The organism is Brachybacterium sp. AOP43-C2-M15 (assembly GCF_052446295.1).
In the GTDB taxonomy this organism is placed as follows: domain Bacteria; phylum Actinomycetota; class Actinomycetes; order Actinomycetales; family Dermabacteraceae; genus Brachybacterium.
Genome location: NZ_JBQSWB010000011.1, coordinates 16,763 through 35,212 on the forward strand (window position 1 = coordinate 16,763; position 18,450 = coordinate 35,212).

Annotated in this window: 14 protein-coding genes; 4 read left to right on the forward strand and 10 right to left on the reverse strand. The window is 72.1% G+C overall.

Annotation, left to right across the window (positions count from 1 at the left end):
• Positions 1-5: 5 nt before the first annotated feature.
• From ACT3SP_RS13085 to ACT3SP_RS13115, 7 genes are all read right to left on the reverse strand, one after another.
• Positions 6-872 carry an ABC transporter ATP-binding protein gene (locus ACT3SP_RS13085; protein ID WP_444587737.1) on the reverse strand — a complete coding sequence of 289 codons (867 nt, stop codon included), beginning with the start codon at positions 870-872 and terminating at the stop codon, positions 6-8.
• A complete protein-coding gene (locus tag ACT3SP_RS13090; protein ID WP_444587738.1) occupies positions 869-2,779 on the reverse strand; it encodes a dipeptide/oligopeptide/nickel ABC transporter permease/ATP-binding protein in 1,911 nt (636 codons plus the stop codon). The genes ACT3SP_RS13085 and ACT3SP_RS13090 overlap by 4 nt, the downstream gene beginning before the upstream one ends.
• A gap of 3 nt (positions 2,780-2,782) precedes the next feature.
• Positions 2,783-3,760 (reverse strand): ABC transporter permease, encoded by a 978-nt coding sequence (locus ACT3SP_RS13095; protein WP_444587739.1) that lies wholly within the window; start codon positions 3,758-3,760, stop codon positions 2,783-2,785.
• Positions 3,761-3,776: 16 nt separating this feature from the next.
• On the reverse strand, positions 3,777-5,432 hold the full coding sequence (locus ACT3SP_RS13100) for an ABC transporter substrate-binding protein (protein WP_444587740.1): 1,656 nt from the start codon (positions 5,430-5,432) through the stop codon (positions 3,777-3,779).
• A complete protein-coding gene (locus ACT3SP_RS13105; RefSeq protein ID WP_444587741.1) occupies positions 5,429-6,451 on the reverse strand; it encodes a GNAT family N-acetyltransferase in 1,023 nt (340 codons plus the stop codon). Before ACT3SP_RS13105 ends, ACT3SP_RS13100 begins: the two co-directional genes overlap by 4 nt.
• Positions 6,448-7,590, reverse strand: a complete 1,143-nt coding sequence (locus ACT3SP_RS13110) for an exo-beta-N-acetylmuramidase NamZ family protein (protein ID WP_444587742.1) — start codon at positions 7,588-7,590, stop codon at positions 6,448-6,450. Before ACT3SP_RS13110 ends, ACT3SP_RS13105 begins: the two co-directional genes overlap by 4 nt.
• A gap of 168 nt (positions 7,591-7,758) precedes the next feature.
• Positions 7,759-9,216: an NAD-dependent malic enzyme gene (locus tag ACT3SP_RS13115; RefSeq protein WP_444587743.1), complete on the reverse strand. Its 1,458-nt coding sequence runs from the start codon at positions 9,214-9,216 to the stop codon at positions 7,759-7,761.
• 137 nt (positions 9,217-9,353) lie between these two features.
• Between ACT3SP_RS13115 and ACT3SP_RS13120 the strand changes: the two genes are divergently transcribed.
• Genes ACT3SP_RS13120 through ACT3SP_RS13130 form a run of 3 tightly spaced genes read left to right on the forward strand, consistent with a single transcriptional unit; the run spans position 9,354 to position 11,263 of the window.
• The gene (locus ACT3SP_RS13120; RefSeq protein WP_444587744.1) at positions 9,354-10,463 is read left to right on the forward strand and encodes a C2 family cysteine protease; all 1,110 of its coding nucleotides are present in this window, start codon (positions 9,354-9,356) and stop codon (positions 10,461-10,463) included.
• A gap of 7 nt (positions 10,464-10,470) precedes the next feature.
• Positions 10,471-10,758 carry a hypothetical protein gene (locus ACT3SP_RS13125; RefSeq protein ID WP_444587745.1) on the forward strand — a complete coding sequence of 96 codons (288 nt, stop codon included), beginning with the start codon at positions 10,471-10,473 and terminating at the stop codon, positions 10,756-10,758.
• Positions 10,751-11,263 (forward strand): hypothetical protein, encoded by a 513-nt coding sequence (locus ACT3SP_RS13130; RefSeq protein ID WP_444587746.1) that lies wholly within the window; start codon positions 10,751-10,753, stop codon positions 11,261-11,263. The genes ACT3SP_RS13125 and ACT3SP_RS13130 overlap by 8 nt, the downstream gene beginning before the upstream one ends.
• 52 nt (positions 11,264-11,315) lie before the next feature.
• Here the strand turns inward: ACT3SP_RS13130 and ACT3SP_RS13135 are convergent, their stop codons facing one another.
• Positions 11,316-11,939, reverse strand: coding sequence for a hypothetical protein (locus tag ACT3SP_RS13135; protein ID WP_444587747.1), 624 nt, complete (start codon positions 11,937-11,939; stop codon positions 11,316-11,318).
• A 358-nt stretch (positions 11,940-12,297) separates the two neighbouring features.
• Positions 12,298-16,209, reverse strand: coding sequence for an ATP-dependent RNA helicase HrpA (hrpA, locus tag ACT3SP_RS13140; RefSeq protein WP_444587748.1), 3,912 nt, complete (start codon positions 16,207-16,209; stop codon positions 12,298-12,300).
• Between the two features lie 191 nt (positions 16,210-16,400).
• Here hrpA and ACT3SP_RS13145 point away from each other — a divergent pair, with 191 nt between their 5' ends.
• A complete protein-coding gene (locus ACT3SP_RS13145) occupies positions 16,401-17,372 on the forward strand; it encodes a phosphotransferase enzyme family protein (RefSeq protein ID WP_444587749.1) in 972 nt (323 codons plus the stop codon).
• A 49-nt stretch (positions 17,373-17,421) separates the two neighbouring features.
• On the opposite strand, the gene ACT3SP_RS13150 is transcribed toward ACT3SP_RS13145, so the two are convergent.
• Positions 17,422-18,369, reverse strand: coding sequence for a phosphotransferase (locus tag ACT3SP_RS13150; protein ID WP_444587750.1), 948 nt, complete (start codon positions 18,367-18,369; stop codon positions 17,422-17,424).
• Positions 18,370-18,450: the final 81 nt, after the last annotated feature.

The following is an 18,450-nucleotide window of genomic DNA, read 5'->3' on the forward strand; positions in this document are numbered from 1 at the left end:
GCCGCTCAGCGCAGGCGGGAGGCCGGGTCCGGGGCCGCGGCGAGCAGTCGCCGGGTGTACTCGTCCTGCGGATCGTCGATCACCGAACGGCTCTCGCCGGACTCCACCACGCGGCCGTGGTGCATGACCATCACCTCGTCCGAGTAGCGCCGGGCACTGCCCAGGTCGTGGGTGATGTAGAGGACCGCGAGGTCCTGGTCCCGGCGCAGCGAGTCGATGAGGTCGAGCATCTCCTTGCGGATGGTGACGTCGAGCATCGAGACCGGCTCGTCCGCGATCAGCACCTTCGGCGAGGCGGCGAGCGCCCGCGCGAAGGACACCCGCTGACGCTCCCCGCCGGAGAGCTCGTGGGGGAAGCGGTCGAGATAGCGGTCCGCCGGGGTGAGACCCACCCGCTCGAGCAGCTCGAGGCAGCGGTCGTGCACGTCACCGGAGGTCCGCGCGTCCTGGTGGATCCGCACCGCGCGACCCAGCGTGTAGGCGATCCGGCGCAGCGGGTTCAGCGAGGCGAAGGGGTCCTGCAGCGTCAGCTGCACGTCGCCCACGTACTCGCGGTGGCCCGAGCTGGTCGAGGCCGGCACCTCCCGGCCGTCGAGCAGGATCTGGCCCGAGGTGGTGGGGATCAGCCGGGCGAGCATGCGGCCCAGGGTCGACTTGCCCGAGCCGCTCTGCCCCACCAGGGCGGTGACACGGCCCTGCACGAGCCGCAGCGAGACGCCGTCCACGGCGCGCATCGTGTCCTGGCGGCGCAGCAGACCGCGACGGGCGCCGACCGGGTACTCCTTGACGAGATCCCGGCCCTCGAGGACGACGCGCGCCTCGCCCTTCCCTCCCGTTCCGCTGCTGGTGTCGGTCGTGTCGGTGGTGGTCATGCGAGGCTCCCCAGGTCAGCGAGCGAGGACAGCAGGTTCTTGGTGTACGGGTGCTGCGCGTCCCGGTAGATGTCCACGGCGGGCCCGTACTCGACGAGTCGGCCGTGGCGCATCACGGCGATGGAGTCGGAGATCTCCAGCAGCAGCGCGAGGTCATGGGTGGTGAACACGATCGCGAACCCGTACTCCTCGCGCAGGCGCACGATCTGGTCGAGCACGTCGCGCTGGACCAGCAGGTCCAGGGCCGTGGTCGGCTCGTCCATGAAGATCACGTCCGGCTCCAGCACCAGCGCGATCGCGATCGCGACGCGCTGCTTCATCCCGCCCGAGAGCTCGTGCGGGTACGCCTGGATGCGCCCGGGGTCGATCCCCACCCGCTCCAGGTGCTCCTTCGCGATCTCCGTGCGCCGCGCCGGGGGAAGCCCCGGCCGGTGCACCCGGATCACGTCGTCGAACTGCGCATGGATCGAGGTCACCGGGTTCAGGGCGTTCATGGCGCTCTGGAACACCACGGCGATCTCGTTCCACCGCAGGGACCGCAGCTCCCGGTCCTCCAGGTGCAGCAGATCCGTGGCCGTGCCGTCCTCCGCACGGTAGGAGATCGAGCCGCCGGCGATCTCGGCCGGGGGTCGCAGCAGGCGGGTGATGGAGTTGGTCAGCGTCGACTTCCCCGAACCGGACTCGCCGGCCAGTCCCAGGATCTCCCCGCGGCGCAGGGTCAGCGAGACGTCCTGCACGGCGTGCACGGTCCCGAAGGCCGTCGGATAGTCCACCCGCAGCGAGTCGACCTCGATGATGGGCGAGCCCGGCATCGGGGAGGGCTGGATCCGCGGAGCGAGCTCGGCGTCGTCGGCCCCGCCGGTCCCGCCGGCCGCGTCGGCTCCGTCGGCTCCATCGGCTCCATCGGCCCCGGTCGGCGCCCGGTCGCCGGCGAGGGCGACCTGCTCGGCCGTGACGGGCCCGGCCCCGCCAGGGACGCTCGATCCCGTCGACCCGATCCCCGAGGCCTGGGCGTCGGTGCTGATCGCGTCGCCGCCCGCGGCGCGGCTGGCGCCGCCCTTCGTCGCCGCGGAGCCCGTGCGCAGGCGCGGGTTGGAGTACTCGTCGATCGCGAAGTTGATCAGCGCCAGTCCCGCGCCGATCACCGCGATCGCCAGGCCCGGCGGCACGTACCACCACCAGGCGCCGGCCAGCAGCGCCTGGGAGTTCTGCGCGAAGTACAGCATCGAGCCCCAGCTGGTGGTGGTCAGCGACCCGAGCCCGAGGAAGGCGAGCCCCGCCTCGGCGAGGATGCCGCCGATCACCGAGAACAGGAAGCCCGAGGCGACCAGCGGGAGCATGTTGGGCAGGACCTCGAAGAACATGATCCGCAGCCGGCTCTCGCCGGTCGCGCGGGCCGCTTCGACGAACTCCCTGTTGCGCAGCGAGAGGGTCTGGGCGCGGATCACGCGGGCGGATCCGGCCCAGGAGGTGATCGCGATGACGATCGCGATCGACAGCAGTCCTCGCGAGGGCAGGTAGCCGGTGAGCACGATCAGCAGCGGCATCCCGGGGATCACGAGGAAGACCGCGGTGAGGATGTACAGCAGATCGTCGGCGACGCCGCGGAGGTACCCGCCGAGCAGGCCCACCGCCACGGAGACCACCTGGGAGACGACGCCCGCCAGCAGGCCCACCAGCAGCGACGTGCGTGCACCGGTCATGAACTGGGCGAACACGTCCTGCCCGGTCTGGGTGGTGCCCAGCCAGTGCCGGGCCGAGGGCGGCTCGAGCATGTCGAAGGAGGTCTGGCCGGGGTCGAAGCGGGAGATCATCGGACCGAACACGGCGAGCACCGCGAACACGAGCACGATGAGCAGGCCGACGCGGACCTTCCCGCCTCGCGGGATGAGGGTGGAGACGGTCATGGTTCAGGCCCCCTGCCTGGTTCGGGGATCGAGCACGACGTAGGCGGCGTCCGCGATCAGGTTCGCGACGATCACCGCGAGCGAGATGATCAGGAACAGTCCCTGCATGAGCGGGAAGTCCTGGGCGGAGACGGCCTGGAACAGGGTGTAGCCCAGTCCCGGGTAGTTGAAGATCACCTCGGTGAGCATCGATCCGCCGACGACGGCGCCGAGGGCGAGGGCGAAGCCGGTGATGGACGGCAGGATCGCGTTGCGCGCCGCGTAGCCGAACAGCACCATCCGGTTCGGCAGCCCCTTGGCCTCGGCCATGGAGACGTAGTCCTCGCCGAGGATCGTGACGGTCATGTTCCTCATCTGCAGCACCCAGCCCGCGAACGAGCCGATGACGATGGTCAGGGCGGGCAGCGCGGCGTGGACCACGACCGAGCCGACGAACGAGGCGGACAGCTCGGGGAACATGGTGCGGTCGTAGGCGCCGGCGTAGGGGAACCAGCCGAAGGTGACGGCGAGGACCAGCACCAGGATCAGGGCCATCCAGAAGTACGGGATGGCGTTGAGGAAGGTCAGCGCCGGCAGCACGTGATCGGACCAGGTGCCGCGGCGCCAGGCGAGCCACACGCCCAGCCCCGTGCCGAGCAGGAAGCTGATCACCGTGGAGACGCCCACCAGGGCCACGGTCCAGGGCATCGCCCCGGAGATGATGTCGATGACGGGCACCGGATAGTTGCTCAGGGACACCCCGAGGTCGAATCGGGCCAGATCGGCCAGGTAGCGGCCGTACTGGATGATCAGGGGATCGTCGGTGATCCCGAACCGGGCGGCGATCGCCTCGGCCGCCTCCGGCTCGATCGTCCCCTCGGAGCCCGCGATCAGCACACGCACCGGGTCACCCGGCATCATGCGTGGGATCAGGAAGTTCAGCGTCAGCGCGGCCCAGGCGATGAACGCGTACAGGCCCAGCTTCTTCAGCAGATATCTCATCGCTCTCTCCTCCGCCTCAGCTCGAGGTCCTGGTCAGGTTGCGCAGGATCATCACGCGATCGGCGTTCTGCACGGGGGATCCCAGGGCGTACGGGTCGGTCTCGTCCGGGAAGCCGGTCCAGACCTCGGTGTTGTAGTTGAACCAGTTCGGCGCGGTGATGATGGGGATCGTGGGCATCTGCTCGATCACGATCCGCTGCAGGGCCTCGACGGCGGCGCGCTGCTCCTCCTCGTCGTCGGTCTCGGCGAAGCCGCGCAGCAGCTCGTCCGTCTCGCCGTCGTACCAGCGCTGGAAGTTCGCCACCACCGGCTCGTCGCCCTCGGTGCGGTACTCCGAGGAGAGCATCGAGCGGTAGAGGTACCAGGGGCTCTGGCCCGCGGCGACGGAGGCGATGGTGACCTCGAAGTTGCCGGTGTCGCGGGCTTCGAGCCACTGCTCGAAGGAGACTCCGCGCGGGGTGAGGGTGATGCCGACACTCGACAGCTGCGAGGCGAGGATCTGGCTCGTGGTCACCCAGTCGTTGAATCCCGAGGGGATCGGCAGCTCGAAGGCGAGCGGGGTGCCGTCGGGCGCGACGCGGATGCCGTCGGCGCCGCGCTCGTACCCGGCCTCGTCGAGCACCTTCTCGGCCTCCTCGACATCCACCTCGAACTCGAGGTCCCGGTACTCCTCGGCGATGAACTCCTCGTAGGTGGGCCGTGGCAGGCCGGTGGGGTGGGGCGGGCCGAAGTAGGACATGTACGCGATCTCGGCGATCTCCTGGCGGTCCACCGCCAGGCTGATCCCGCGACGCAGCTCGAGATCCTGGAACAGCTCCTTCTCGAGGTTCAGGGTGAGGTTGACCGTGCCGTGGCCGGGGTACCAGTAGCCGCGGTGCTCGGGATCGTGATCCACGAAGATCTTGTCGATGTTGGCGACGAAGCCGCCGGACCAGTCCAGCTCGCCGGCCTGCAGGGCGGTGTTCATGGTCTGGGTGGTGAAGGACGGCCAGGCGAGCTCGCGGGGCTCGAACTCCTCGGCCGCCCAGTGCTCGTCGTTGCGCACGAAGGTGTAGAGCTGGTCGGAGAACCTCTCCAGCATGTAGGGGCCGCTGCCCATGGGCTCGGCGATCTGCTCGGTGGACGGGTCCTCGAAGGCGGAGAACACGTGCTCGGGCACGATCGGCCGGGTGAGGATGTCCGATTCCTGCGCGAAGGACGTGCTGCCGAACTCGATCCTCACCGTGTAGGGGTCCAGCGCGGTGGCCTCCGCGATGTCGAGGGCGACGGTGTTGATGGCCGGGATGTCGCGGTGCATCAGGAAGGTGAACACCACGTCGTCGGCGTCCAAGGGCTCGCCGTCGGTGAACGCGACGTCCTCGCGCAGCGTCACCGTGATCTCGGTGCCGTCCTCGTTCCACGCCATCTCGGTGGCGAGCCAGGGCTCGGACTCCCCCGGGTTCATGGCGGTCGCGAGCCGCAGGTTCTCGTAGATCAGACCGCTCGCGCCCTGCAGCGGGACACCGCCGTAGGGGTTGAAGTTCGGCAGGAAGGTGGTGGCGTCGTTGGCGTGGATCCGCACCGGCTGGTCCTGGTCGGCCGGTGCGGCGGTGGAGCAGCCGGCCAGGGCGGTCGCCCCGGCGGCTCCTGCGGTGCCGAGCATCAGAGCGCGGCGGGTGACCTCTGGTGTCATCGGAGGAGTCCTTCCTGGTGGCCCCGGTGGTTCTGGTGGCCCCGGTGATTCTGGTGGCCCGGGGGGTCCTGGTCGTCGTGGCGGCCTCGTGCGCCCCGGTGGCCCGTCCGGTCACCGTCGACGTCGAGGGGGAGGGTGTAGGGCACGTAGGTGCGCAGCCGCGTGAAGCCGCGCGAGGCGTACAGGCGGTGGGCCGGGGAGTCGGGCGCGGTCCACTGGAACCAGGCGTGGGCCAGTCCCTCTCCCGCCATCCGGTGCAGCGCGGCATCGAGCAGGGCGGCGCCTGCTCCCCGGCCGCGGGCGGCGGGGACGACGCCGAAGGGTCCGAAGCGGCTGGGGTCGCGGCCCACCAGGCCCCAGCCGGCGAAGCCGAGCAGCTCGCCGTCCGGCGTGCGGGCGAGCAGGATCCGGTCCCGGTGCTCGGGGCGCCCGGCAGGGATGCGCAGCACGTCCGTCCAGGCGGGGTCGATCTGCTCCTCCACCAGGCTCAGCAGCTCGGGCACGTCCTGCTCCCGGCACTCCCGCACGGAGACCCCGGGGCGGTCGGCGGGCGCCGGGAGGTCGAGCAGCGGCCGGGTCATCGCGAGCGCTGTCGCGCCCGGCCGCGCGCCCCACCGCTCGAGGAAGCGGACGGTCCCCGGATCGCGCTCGCGGTCCACCCCCGGGGCGGCGTAGCCCTCGGGCCTGCCGCTGAGGCGGAGGGTCCGGGCGCCGGCGGCGCGCGCGACGGCGGTCGCCTCGCCGAGCAGGGCGTCGCCGAGGCCCTGCCGTCGGTGTGCGGGGTCGACGGCCGCGCTGACCAGCCATGCGGTCCCGGGACCGATGCTCAGGTGGGCGTAGCCCAGGAGTGCGCCGTCCTGCTCGGCGGTGACCACGGTCGTGGCACCGCTCGGCGCGGCGCCGAGGAGGTCGCGCATCAGCCGCGGGCCGATCACGGCCGTGGCGGAGCCGGTGGTCAGCTGGGCGAGCGCAGCGGCGTGCCCGACCCCCCGGCCCCGCCGGAGTCGGATCCCGCTCACGCGACCATCTCCACCGGGGCGGGAGAGGCGGCGAGGATCTCCGGCAGATCGGCACCGGCCTCGATCCCCTCGCGGAAGGCAGAGGATCCCCAGAGCAGGTCGATGAACGGCGGCCGGCCCGGCACCTGCTCGCGCCACAGCGGACGGTCCGGGTGCAGCGCGGCGAGGGCGCTGATGATCGCGTGCCCCACGGCGAGGGGGTCGAAGAGAGCGGTGTCGGTTCCCGCGCGGTCGAGGCCGACGGTCATGTGCACCTGCGCGCCGTGCACGCGCTCGCCGGCGAAGTCGGCATGGGTGGGCCGGTAGGCCGCCTCCCGGAAGGCGACGCCCGGCAGCTCGAGCTCCCGCAGGTGCGCGGCGAGCTCGGGTCCGCACCAGGGGGCGCCGAACACCTGGAAGGGAGCGGTGGTGCCGCGGCCCTCGCTGTAGACGGTGCCCTCCAGCAGGCCGGTGCCGGGGTAGAGGGCGAGCGTGGTGCGGGTGGGCATGTTCGGGGAGGGGGCGACCCAGGGGGCGGAGCCGTCGGCGCCCGGCGCCTCGACGACGTGGAGGTCGGGCGCAGGATCGAGGTGGTGCGCGGCGACGATGCGTGCGATGCCGCCGAGGCGCTCGCCGTGGCGCAGGGGCACCCCCAGGCGGCCGACGAAGCTCGCGCAGGCGGGGTCCAGGCCCGGCCCGGTCGCGACGGCGGCCAGCGGGGCGGGACGGTCGAGGACGGTGACCGGGAGGCCCAGGCGTCCGCAGGACGCCATCACGTCGACCATGCTCCACATGTACGTGTAGAAGCGACAGCCCGCGTCCTGCAGGTCCACGACCACGTGGTCGATCCCCGCCCCGCCCAGCAGGCGGTCGAGCGCCTCGCCGTGCACCCCGTAGGCATCCAGGACGGGCAGTCCGGTGGCCCGGTCCACGTCCTCGTCGTTGCCGACCCCGGCCTGGCCCGTGCCCCAGTACCCGTGCTCGGGGGAGATCAGGCAGTCAGGACGGATCCCGGCGGCGACCAGGGCGTCGACCCCGCGGTGCAGGTCCGGGGTGACGGCCGCGAAGTGCGTGAGCAGCCCGAGGCGTCCCGACGGACGGAGCGCGGGCTCGACGAGCAGCCGGTCGAGGCCGGAGAGTGCGTGTGACACGGACGACATGTCCCCACGCTACACATCGGATCCGGATTCTGTAACCGGCCTACGTAATCGGCGTGCCGCGCTCCCCCGCCGCATGCGACAGGGCAGGCGCCCGGCGGCACCCGCCCTGTCACCCCGGTCCGGCGGCTCGTTCCGTCAGCCCGGTGCCGTCGACCGCGCTCGAGCCTCTCAGCCCTCCAGGGTGATCTCGTCCGCGTAGACCGCGGTCATCGCCCCGGTGATGGTGTCGACGGTGCCGGCCTCCTCGCGGGCGACCTGCTCGACGGCGCTGGCCACCGCCTTGGTCACCCCCTCGTGGAACACGCTGGGCACGATGTAGGTGGGGTTGAGCTCGTCGGCGGAGACGACGTCCGCGAGCGCCTTCGCGGCGGCCAGCAGCATCCGGTCGCTGACCCGGGTGGCGTGGGCGTCCAGCAGTCCGCGGAACACGCCCGGGAAGGCGAGCACGTTGTTGATCTGGTTGGCGAAGTCGCTGCGGCCGGTGGCGACCACCTCGGCGTGCTTGACCGCCTCGGAGGGGTCGATCTCCGGGGTGGGGTTGGCCATCGCGAACACGACCGAGCGCTCGGCCATGGTGGCGACGTCCCCGGCGGTGAGGATGTTGCCGGCGCTGACGCCGATGAAGACGTCCGCGCCCGCGACCGCGTCGCTCAGGGTGCCGGTGAGCTCGCGCGGGTTGGTGACCTCGGCGATCCACGGCAGGCGGCCCGCGAGGCTCTCCCGGCCCTCGTGGACGATGCCGTCGATGTCCGTGACGATGATGTCCCGCGCCCCGGCCGCGCGCAGCAGGCGCAGGATCGCGGTGCCCGCGGCGCCCGCGCCGGAGAGCACGATGCGGGCGGTGGCGATGTCCTTCTCGACCACGCGCAGGGCATTGCGCAGGGCGGCGACGACCACGATCGCGGTGCCGTGCTGATCGTCGTGGAAGACGGGGATGTCCAGCTCGGCGCGCAGGCGGTCCTCGATCTCGAAGCAGCGCGGGGCGGAGATGTCCTCGAGGTTGATGCCGGCGAACACCGGGGCGATCGCCTTGACGTGGGCGACGATGTCGTCCACCGAGTGGGCGTCCAGACAGATCGGGAAGGCATCGATGTTGGCGAAGCGCTTGAAGAGGGCGGCCTTGCCCTCCATCACCGGCATCGCGGCCAGCGGGCCGAGGTCTCCCAGGCCCAGGATCGCCGAGCCGTCGGAGACGACGGCGACGGTGTTGCGCTTGATCGTCAGGCGACGGGCGTCCTCGGGGTTCTCCGCGATCGCCTTGACCACGCGCGCCACCCCGGGGGTGTAGATCATCGAGAGGTCGTCGCGGTGACGGATCGGCAGCTTGGACTCGACGGTGAGCTTGCCGCCCAGGTGCGCGAGGAAGGTGCGGTCGGAGACCTTGCCCAGCTCCACCCCTTCGAGGCCGCGCAGCTCGTCCACGACCTGCATCGCGTGGTCGTGTCCCGCCGTGAGCACGGTGATGTCCGCGCGCATCCTCTCGGGACCGGACGCGGAGACGTCGAGCGCCGTGACCGTGGCGTCACGGCTCTCGATGCAGCTGGTGATGTCGCTGACCGCGGCGGAGCGGGCGGCGAACTCGAGACGGATCGTGATGGAGTAGCTCACGGTGGGCATCGTTGACATGGGCTCAGCCTAACGAGGCGAGCGCCCTCTCCGGGGCAGGACGCGCATGCTCCTCCCCCGGGGCACGACTCCGGCTCGTCCTGCCCCCGACGGGCAGGGCAGTTGCCCACGTCACAGCGGCCATGGGACCATCGTCCATGGACTTCTGGGGGGCACGGACGGATGATCTCGTCGATCTCGCGCGAGCGGTCCGCGATCGCGGGCACGAGCTGTCGGCGACGGGACAGGCGCTGCAGACCACCGTGGCCTCCGTGACCTGGGAGGGGAGCGACGCGGACAGGTTCCGCGCCACCTTCGAGCAGTGCCGCCAGGAGCTGTCGCTGACCTCGGACCACCTCGGCTCGACCGCTGAGCACCTCACCCTCCAGGCCGCCGAGCAGGACGCCGCCTCCGACCCGGCCGGGAGGATCGACGCCGCGGACTACGACGGGATGCTGGGCGGTGAGTTCCTCGACTGGTCCGACGTCATCAACGCCGGCGAGCGCGTCAGCGACCTCTGGCGCGATCGCGTCGAGGCCGGCGACGCCGACAGCCCGCTCGGCGAGCTCTACACCGACGTCCACCCCGACTGGGACGGCACCGACGTCGACATCGACCAGCAGGGCATCGAGGGGACCGTCGTCCGGCAGGGATCGCTCGGCGACTGCTGGTACCTCGCAGCCCTGATGGCGGTGCAGCAGACCGACCCCGGCCTGCTGGCCGACAACATCAGCGGGCTGGGGCGGCCTCCCGGCGCCGACGGGTGGGAGGTGCGGCTGTTCATCGACGGCCAGTGGCAGGACGTCGCCGTCGGCCCGGACGATCTGGGCACCAACGGCACCCGGGACCACCGCTCCGGCGAGCCCACCTGGGCCACGATCTACGAGATGGCCATGATCAACGCCCACGACGGACGGGCCTCCGCGGTCTCCGCGGACACCCCCGCGGCCGGGCTGGAGATGATCACCGGCGAGAGCGCCCGCGAGTCCGACACCCTGGGACAGCCCTCCTTCGAGGACTACCGGCAGGCGATCGACGAGGGACGGCCGGTCACCGTCATGACCGATCCGCTGAAGCCGATCGGCCCGGCGCACGACGACCTGGTCGCCGCGCACGTCTATCAGGTCTCGGGCTACGACGAGTCCACCGGGGAGATCATCCTGACCAACCCGCATGGTCCGAGCTCCGCCAATCCGTACGAGGTGCGCATCGACCCGGACCACCCGGCGTACGCCACCTCGATCTTCATGACCGGGATCGGGGGATGATCCGGTGGTGAGGGAGCACGTGATCGAGCAGGCCGGCGAGCTGACCGACGGACCGGTGAGGGTCGCCGTCTTCCGCACCCTGGCCGACGAGGGCGGCCCCTATGCCGTGCTGCGCGTGGGTCTCGAGGGGGCGGAGTTCGTGGACGAGCTCACGCTCCGTCCCGGGCAGCAGGACGTCCTCGAGGGGATCGGGCGCCTCGTCCTGCTCGCGACCGCACCCTCGACGAGGGAGCGACGCGGAGCCGTGCGCATCGGGCTCGAGCGCTCGGAGGCGGGACGGGCCGACGATGTGTGAGCGCGAGGGAGCGCGCCCCCTCCCCCGGTACAGCCCGCGGGCCGTGGCGCTCGCGGGGGCGCTGCTGCTGCTCACGGGCTGCGGCGGCGGTGAGCCGCTGGCGGCGGAGGATGCCGTGGCGGCGTACGAGGTCGTCTCCGAGGACGTCCTCGAGGCCCTCGACGAGGTGCGGCCGCTGGCGTGGGAGCGCCGGGCGCAGGAGATCCTGGACCCCGGGGCGGAGGACTGCCGCTACCAGGCCGGGATCTGGGAGGCCGGTGAGCCGCTCTACCCGGAGCCCGGGCAGGGGATGGACTGGGATCCGTGGAGGGAGGCGCTCGATCCCGTGCTCGAGGAGCACGGCTTCGACGCGCTCGGCAGGGAGCAGCGCTCCGGTGCGCAGTACTGGGTCGAGAGCGAGGGGCCGCACGGTGCCCGCCTGCTCCTGGACAGCGAGGGGACGCTGCGCCTGACCGACATCCGTGTGGACGCCGAGCCGTGCGAGGACGCCGCCCTCGGGCTGTGAGCCGTGCGACGCGACGCTGCGACGCACGGCGGGTCAGGGGGATCCGACGGTCTCAGTCGGTGTAGGGGGCGACCTCGTCCGCGAAGCGGTCCCAGAGGATCTGCGCGGCGGGGAGCTGCTCGCTGTAGCGCTCGGGGTGGGCCGAGATCTGGACGGCCTGGGCCGCGGCACCGGGCTCCCAGTCGGCGTAGTCGGGAGCGACCTGCAGCAGGCCGGGGGCGGCGGAGTGGTCGCCGAGCCCGAGGAAGGCGTCGATCGCGAGCTTCTTGTGGCGCACCTCGTCGTAGGTGCCCCACCCCATCGAGGGACGCTGCTGGAACAGGCCGCCCGAGTCGAGGTCCACGGCCGGCTCGTAGTTGCGCAGCCAGGACTCGACGATCGCGGTGATGAGGACGATCTTCGCGGCCGACTCGTCCAGGCCGTGCCCTGTGCACACCGCGATGACGAACTTCGCGTTCTCCTCCTGCCACTCGTCGAGGTCGTCGACGAGGAAGCCCTCACGGGTCTCCGGGCGGGTCATGAACTCCTCGCTCCAGACCTCGTCGTCGGCACGCGCCGGGGCGACGCTGCCGAGGGCGGCGAGGGAGGAGAGTCCGACGACCCCGGCCAGGAACAGGTGGCGTCGGGACAGCGCCGTGCGCGGAGCGAGCGTGCGCTCGGTGGTGGAGATCGGCATGTGGTGCTTCCTTCGGGCCGGAGATCAAGGCGGTGCCCGACGTACCGGGCCGTGCCAACGTAACGACCACCTGGGAGGCTGTGAAGTGCGCACGAGCACAGTGCCGGGCGTCGTGGCCGCAGAGTTGAAACGCGCATGACCTGCGCATGAGGATCTCCGGGGGCGCGTCGCGGGTGCCGTCCGCACCGGTCGCGGGCCCGTACGCCGCGCGACGGCGCGGGACACGGACCCCCTTGCCCGGTCGGCCTCATGAATCGGGTAAAGATTGCACAAGTCAGTGCGGGAGGGCGCGGGAGGGGACCTGGCTCACTCGCAGGAGCTCGGGACCGACCGGGGGCGGGGTCCCGGTCGGCGGGCTTCAGCCGGTGAGCTCGGCGATCGCCTTGCGCACGCGCTTGTCGGAGACCGTCTGCCGGGTGCCGAGGGTCTGCGCGAACAGGCTCACCCTCAGCTCCTCGAGCATCCAGTCGATCTCGCGAGCCGCGGGCTCGGAGCGCCGACGGGCGGAGAGCTTCGCCCGCTGCGTGGCCCAGTGCTGCTCGAGGTCGCGGATCTGCCAGGCCCACTGCTCGTCGCGGCGCGGGTTCTCCGGCAGCTTCTCCAGTCGCTGCAGGTCCGCTCGGAGGTAGCGGCTCAGGTCGGGCAGGTGCTCCACGCCGGTGCGGGAGACGAACCCGTCCCCGAGCAGGGACGCGGCGTGCTCGCGGATCTGGGTGAGGTGGGAGAGCACCGCCAGCGAGGTCGCGCGGCTCAGCTCGCGGTGGAGCGTGGCGGACACGGCGAGCGCGGAGGCGGCGTCCTTGACCGCCTGTGCGGCGAGGACGTCGTGCTCGGCCCGCACCCGGTCCAGCAGCGCGTCGTAGTCCTTCCGGGTGCGCACGTCGGCCTGGCCCACCAGGTGCACGGTCGCAGCCCGGGACGCGTCGGCGAGGAGGGCGGCGGTCGAGGCGTACTCGGAACCGGAGACGGCGAGCTTGGTGGGGTTCGGCAGGGAGTTCAGCACTCCGGAGAGGTCGGTGCCGATCTCGCGGTCGAGCAGGGCGATGACCCCCTCGCGGTGGGAGAGGGCCTGCTCGTCGGCGGTGGCGAGGACGGCGAGGTCCACCCGCTCGAGCCGGCCGTCGCCCGCTCGCCGGGCGACCAGCGCGGGATAGCCGGTGACCTTCAGCCCGCCGACGACGGACTCGTGGACGGACGGCACTCCCTGCGCGGGGAAGCCGGGCAGGTCCTTCTGCGCGAGATCGTCGGCCTGGGCGGAGACCGAGGCGTCGACGCGCTTCTTGAGCCGCTCCTTGAGCGCCTCGAGATCGTCGCCGGCACCGATCTGGGCGCCCTTGTCGTCGACCACCCGGAAGTGCATGCGCAGATGGGCGGGCAGCTTGGAGGTGTCGAACTCGGGGCCGTAGAGCGGCAGGTCGTCGGGGACCCCGGGCAGTGCCACCAGCTCGTCCGCCACCGCCTCGAGGAAGGCCTCCCCCGCGTCGGGATCGTCGTCGTGGAGCGTGGCCGCGACGGTCTTCGCGCGCTCGGGGGCGGGGACCAGGTGCCGTCGGATCGGCTTGGGCAGCGAGCGGATCAGCTCGGTGACGAGCTCCTGGCGCATCCCGGGCACCAGCCAGTCGAAGCCGCGCGGCTGCAGTCTGTTCAGCACGGCCAGCGGCACCGTGGCGGTGACCCCGTCGGTGCCCTTCGCGCCGACGTCCCCGAAGGAGTAGCTCAGCGGCAGGGTGATGTCCCCCTGCACCCAGGTGTCGGGGAAGTCGGCGGCGATCGCCTCGGCCACGCCCTCGTCGGCGGCCAGCAGGTCCTTCTCGGTGAGGGTGAGGAGATCCGGGGTCTCGTGGCGCTGCTTCTTCCACCAGCTGTCGAAGTGCCGGCCGGAGACGACGCTCGCCGGGATCCGTTCGTCGTAGAAGCGGAACAGCTGCTCGTCGGAGATCAGCAGGTCGCGCCGACGGGTCTTGGCCTCGAGCTCCTCGAGCTGCGCGATCAGGGCGCGGTTGTCGCGGAAGAAGTGGTGCCGGGTGCGCCAGTCGCCCTCGATGAGGGCGTGCTGGAGGAAGATCTCGCGCGCCGCCTCGGGATCGATGCGGCCGTAGCCCACCACCCGGTCCGCCACGATCGGCACCCCGTAGAGGGTGACCTTCTCGTGCGCCATCGCGGAGGCCTGCTTGGAGGACCAGTGCGGGGCCGAGTGGGAGCGCTTGACCACGTGTGCGCCCGTCTCCTCGGCCCAGGTCGGGTCGATGCGGGCGGCGGTGCGGCCCCAGAGCCGGGAGGTCTCCACCAGCTCGGCGACCATCACGTAGTCGGGCCGCTTCTTCGCGAGCGCCGAGCCGGGCCACAGCGCGAAGCGGGCGCCGCGGGCGCCGGCGTACTCGCGCGTGCGGTCGTCCTGCAGACCCACGTGGCTGAGCAGGCCGGCCAGCAGCGCCTGGTGGATCGCCTGCGGTGAGGCGTCGTTGTCGTTGCGGGTGAGGTCCGCGTCCTTGGCCATGTCGCGCAGCTGGGCATGCAGGTCCCACCATTCGCGGATCCGCAGGTAGTGGAGGTGCTCGGCGCGCACCTCGCGGCGGAACGCGCTCGAGGACAGCTCCTTGCGGCGCTCCTGGAGGTGGTTCCAGAGGTTCAGGTAGGCGAGGAAGTCGCTGGTCTCGTCATCGAAGCGCTTGTGCTTCTCCCTGGCCTGCTGCTCCTGGCCCAGCGGGCGCTCGCGCGGGTCCTGGATCGACATCGCCGCGACGATGATCAGCACCTCCCGCAGCGCTCCGAGGCGATGCGCCTCGATGAGCATGCGCGCCATGCGGGGGTCCAGCGGGAAGCGCGCGAGGGTGCGGCCGATCCGGGTGAGCCGGCGGCCACCGGGCTCGCCGGGGGCGTCCTCGATCGCGCCGAGCTCGTCGAGCAGGCGCACGCCGTCGGTGACCGCGCGGGAGGCGGGAGGTTCGACGAAGGGGAAGGACTCCACGTCCCCCAGGCCCAGCGAGGTCATCAGCAGCACCACGGAGGCCAGTGCGGTGCGCAGGATCTCGGGTTCGGTGAACTCGTCGCGGCCCTCGAAGTCCTCCTCGGAGAACAGCCGGATCGCGATGCCCGGGGAGGTGCGGCCCGAGCGGCCCGAGCGCTGGTTCGCGCTGGCCTGGGAGATCGGCTCGATCGGCAGGCGCTGCACCTTGGTGCGCTGTGAGTAGCGGGAGATGCGGGCGAGCCCCGAGTCGATCACGTAGGTGATGCCGGGAACGGTCAGCGAGGTCTCGGCGACGTTCGTGGACAGGATGATGCGACGGTAGGCGCCGGCCCTGGGCGGGGAGAAGATCTTCTGCTGATCCTGGGCGGAGAGGCGCCCGAACAGCGGCAGCACCTCGACGGGCAGGGCGGAGCGCCCGCGGGTGCCGCGGGTCAGGTGGTCGGTCAGCGCGTCGGAGATCTCGCGGATCTCGCGCTCGCCGGGGAGGAAGACGAGCATGTCGCCGGGCCCCTCGGCGGCGAGCTCGTCGACCGCGTCGGTGATGGCCTGTGTGAGGTCGCGCTCGACGGAGTGGATGTCCTCGAGCTCGTCGTCCTCGGCGAGGTCCGCCTCGAGCACGAGCGGGCGGTAGCGGATCTCGACGGGGTAGGTGCGTCCGGAGACCTCGATGATCGGCGCGGGCCGCTTCTCGCCCGAGGGGAGGGTGGCCGCGAAGTGCTCGGCGAAGCGCTCGGGATCGATGGTCGCCGACGTGATGACGACCTTGAGGTCCGGGCGCTGCGGCAGGATCTGGCGGAGGTAGCCCAGGATCACGTCGATGTTCAGTGACCGCTCGTGGGCCTCGTCGATGATGATCGCGTCGTACCGGGTCAGCAGTCGGTCGCGGCCGATCTCGGCCAGCAGGATGCCGTCGGTCATGAGCTTCAGCCGGGTGCCGCGGGAGGTCTCCTTGGTGAAGCGGACCTGGAAACCGACGGTCCCCTCCCCCAGCTTCTGCCCGAGCTCGCTCGCGATCCGCTGGGCGACGGAGCGGGCGGCGATGCGTCGGGGCTGGGTGTGACCGATGAGCTTCCCGCGCCGACCGTAGCCGAGCTCGAGCAGCATCTTGGGGATCTGGGTGGTCTTGCCCGAACCGGTCGCGCCCGCGACGACCACGACCTGGTGCTCCCGGATCGCGGCCTGGATGTCCTCGCGGCGCTGGGAGACGGGCAGGTCCCCCGGATAGGTGATCCGGGGCGCGGCCGAGGGCCCGTCGGTGGTCTGGCCGGGATGTGCGTCGGGGGTCGAGGAGGGCGTGGTCATGGCGGGGCCACTCTACGTGGACGGGACGGGGCCGGTCGCGTGCATTCCGGTCCCGGGCGATGCCTGCCACATCGGGCACCGCGGGCAGGGACTGCGGCGCAGATGCTCCTCGCCCGTCGCCCTGCCGCCCTGCCGCCCTGCCGCCCTGCCGCCCTGTCGCCCGGTCGCCCTGTCGCCGCTACGGTGGGTCGATGCTGCCGCCAGGACTGTCCATGCTGTGGGAGGGGACCGACCCCGGTGCCGCGCTGCGCGAGCGCTTCGGGTTCCGGGACCTCGGCGAGTGCACGGCCTGGGCGGGCGCGGTCCTGACCGAGCACTGGGGGATCCGGCTGCGGGCGTGCTCGCGCCTGGTGATCAGTGATCACAACGCTATCGCCTGGCTCGACAGCGATGCCGGGCCCCTGGTCCTGAAGCTCTCGCGGGAGCGCTCCCGCTTCGCAGCCCTCGCGGCCTCGACCCGCCTGCTGCACCGTCTGGCGGCCCTGGGGGTGCCGGTCGCCGCTCCGCTGCCGGCACGGGACGGCCTCGTGCGGCTCGAGCTCGACGGGCCGGGCGGTCCGCTCTCCCTCGCGCTGCTGCCCGAGATCCAGGGGGACTGGCTCGATGTCGAGGACCTGAGCGCGGTGCGCTCGGCCGGCAGGACCCTGGCGGCGGTGCACGAGGCGCTGCGGGCGGCCGAGGAACCGAGCGAATCGGTGGGCGAGGTGTCGGTCGAGATGATGGGCGAGGAACCGATCGAGCGGATCCGCCGCTGGCTGGCCGCATCGGATCGCGGCCTGGTGCCCGAGGCTTCTCGGCGTCTGGCCCGGCTGCTCGAGGAGGCGTCTCCGCTGCGGCAGGAGCAGCAGCTGGTCCACCATGACTTCCGAGCGGCGAACATCCTGGTGCGGGACTCCGCCGTGGTCGCGGTGCTCGACTTCGACGAGGTCGAGCCCGCGCATCGGGTGGACGATCTCGCCCGCGCCTCGGTCTACCTCGCGACACGCTTCACGGACTGGGGGCCGACGCCGCGGCCGGCGCGGGCGGCGCTGCGCGAGGGGTACGAGTCCCTGCTGCCCCTCAGCGAGGCCGAGGCGGAACGGCTCGAGCTCCTCACCCTGTGGTACGGCCTCGCCGCCGTCCGTCCCGGGGCCGACGGGAGGTCCTGGGCCTCCGCCCTCTGACCCCCGACATGCCGGGGACGGGAGCGGATCCCCGGTGGTCGGTCCGCTGTCACCGCGCGAGGAGTCGATGGCCGGCGGCGCCGAGCCCGTGCTCGGGCGGGTAGGCAGTCACCAGCGAGAGCGCCATCCTGGTCCCCCATGCCCAGGACCTGGCCACCAGCGCCTCCCAGGTACCCTCGTCCTCGATGCCGGTCCAGGCCGCCGTCTCCCGATACGCCGCGAGCAGCGCGTCGCAGGGATCGTGGAGCAGCAGACCGCCCAGGTCGCTCGCCGGGTCGCCGCGCGTGGTGTCGCCCCAGTCGATGAGCGAGGCCGTGCCGCCCCGTCCGGGTTCGGGGACGACCACGTTGCCCGGATGCGGGTCCCCGTGCAGCAGCAGCTCGCGGCCCGTCCAGAGATCGGCCTCGAGGCCGTCGATCCAGCGCTCCTGCGCCCGCTCCTTCTGCTCCGCCGGCAGCGGCGCCCGTGCGAGATCCTCGACGAAGGCCTCGTCCCGGGTGGCCAGCGGCACCCCGCGCACAGGATTGCGCCCCACCTCCGGAGCGGGCCCCGAATGGATCGTGGCGAGCATGCGGGCGAGGTCCTGGGCGACCTTCATCCGCACCTGCACCGCGACCTCGGCCGCCGTGACACCTTCGATCCACGGCACCAGCACGGCGTCGTCCTCGGTCGCCAGGACCGTCGGCATGCTCATCGGCAGCTGCGTGCCCAGGCCCCGAAGGCGCCGCAGCACCGTCACCTCCCGGCTCAGGAGCGTGCGCGCGATCTCGCGGCGAGCGACCCGCAGCACCAGGGGGCGGCCCTCGAGCGTCCCGATCGGCCACAGGACGTTGTCCCAGCCCTCGCCGCGGGGTGCCTTCCCGATCGCCCACTGGATCCGCTCCAGCTCGACCCCCTCCTCGGGACGCAGCCTCGCACACAGCAGCTCCACGCGGCGCAGGTCCACGGGCAGGTCTGCAGGGGGCGGAGAGGGGGCGACTCGCGGAACGCCGGTCATCTGCCCACCGTACCGGGTCCGCCGCGACTTCTGGTCGCCGTTTGCCGAAGGCGGTGCCGCCGCAGGCCCTCCGGTCGCCTC

Bases quoted from the DNA above. Each gene is read 5' to 3' on its own strand.
- ACT3SP_RS13130 (WP_444587746.1), top strand. From the start codon at position 10,751: ATGTGTGAGCGCGAGGGAGCGCGCCCCCTCCCCCGGTACAGCCCGCGG.
- ACT3SP_RS13095 (WP_444587739.1), bottom strand. From the start codon at position 3,760: ATGAGATATCTGCTGAAGAAGCTGGGCCTGTACGCGTTCATCGCCTGG.
- ACT3SP_RS13100 (WP_444587740.1), bottom strand. From the start codon at position 5,432: ATGACACCAGAGGTCACCCGCCGCGCTCTGATGCTCGGCACCGCAGGA.
- ACT3SP_RS13150 (WP_444587750.1), bottom strand. From the start codon at position 18,369: ATGACCGGCGTTCCGCGAGTCGCCCCCTCTCCGCCCCCTGCAGACCTG.
- ACT3SP_RS13110 (WP_444587742.1), bottom strand. From the start codon at position 7,590: ATGTCGTCCGTGTCACACGCACTCTCCGGCCTCGACCGGCTGCTCGTC.
- ACT3SP_RS13115 (WP_444587743.1), bottom strand. From the start codon at position 9,216: ATGTCAACGATGCCCACCGTGAGCTACTCCATCACGATCCGTCTCGAG.
- ACT3SP_RS13090 (WP_444587738.1), bottom strand. From the start codon at position 2,779: ATGACCGTCTCCACCCTCATCCCGCGAGGCGGGAAGGTCCGCGTCGGC.
- ACT3SP_RS13120 (WP_444587744.1), top strand. From the start codon at position 9,354: ATGGACTTCTGGGGGGCACGGACGGATGATCTCGTCGATCTCGCGCGA.
- hrpA (WP_444587748.1), bottom strand. From the start codon at position 16,209: ATGACCACGCCCTCCTCGACCCCCGACGCACATCCCGGCCAGACCACC.
- ACT3SP_RS13085 (WP_444587737.1), bottom strand. From the start codon at position 872: ATGACCACCACCGACACGACCGACACCAGCAGCGGAACGGGAGGGAAG.
- ACT3SP_RS13145 (WP_444587749.1), top strand. From the start codon at position 16,401: ATGCTGCCGCCAGGACTGTCCATGCTGTGGGAGGGGACCGACCCCGGT.
- ACT3SP_RS13135 (WP_444587747.1), bottom strand. From the start codon at position 11,939: ATGCCGATCTCCACCACCGAGCGCACGCTCGCTCCGCGCACGGCGCTG.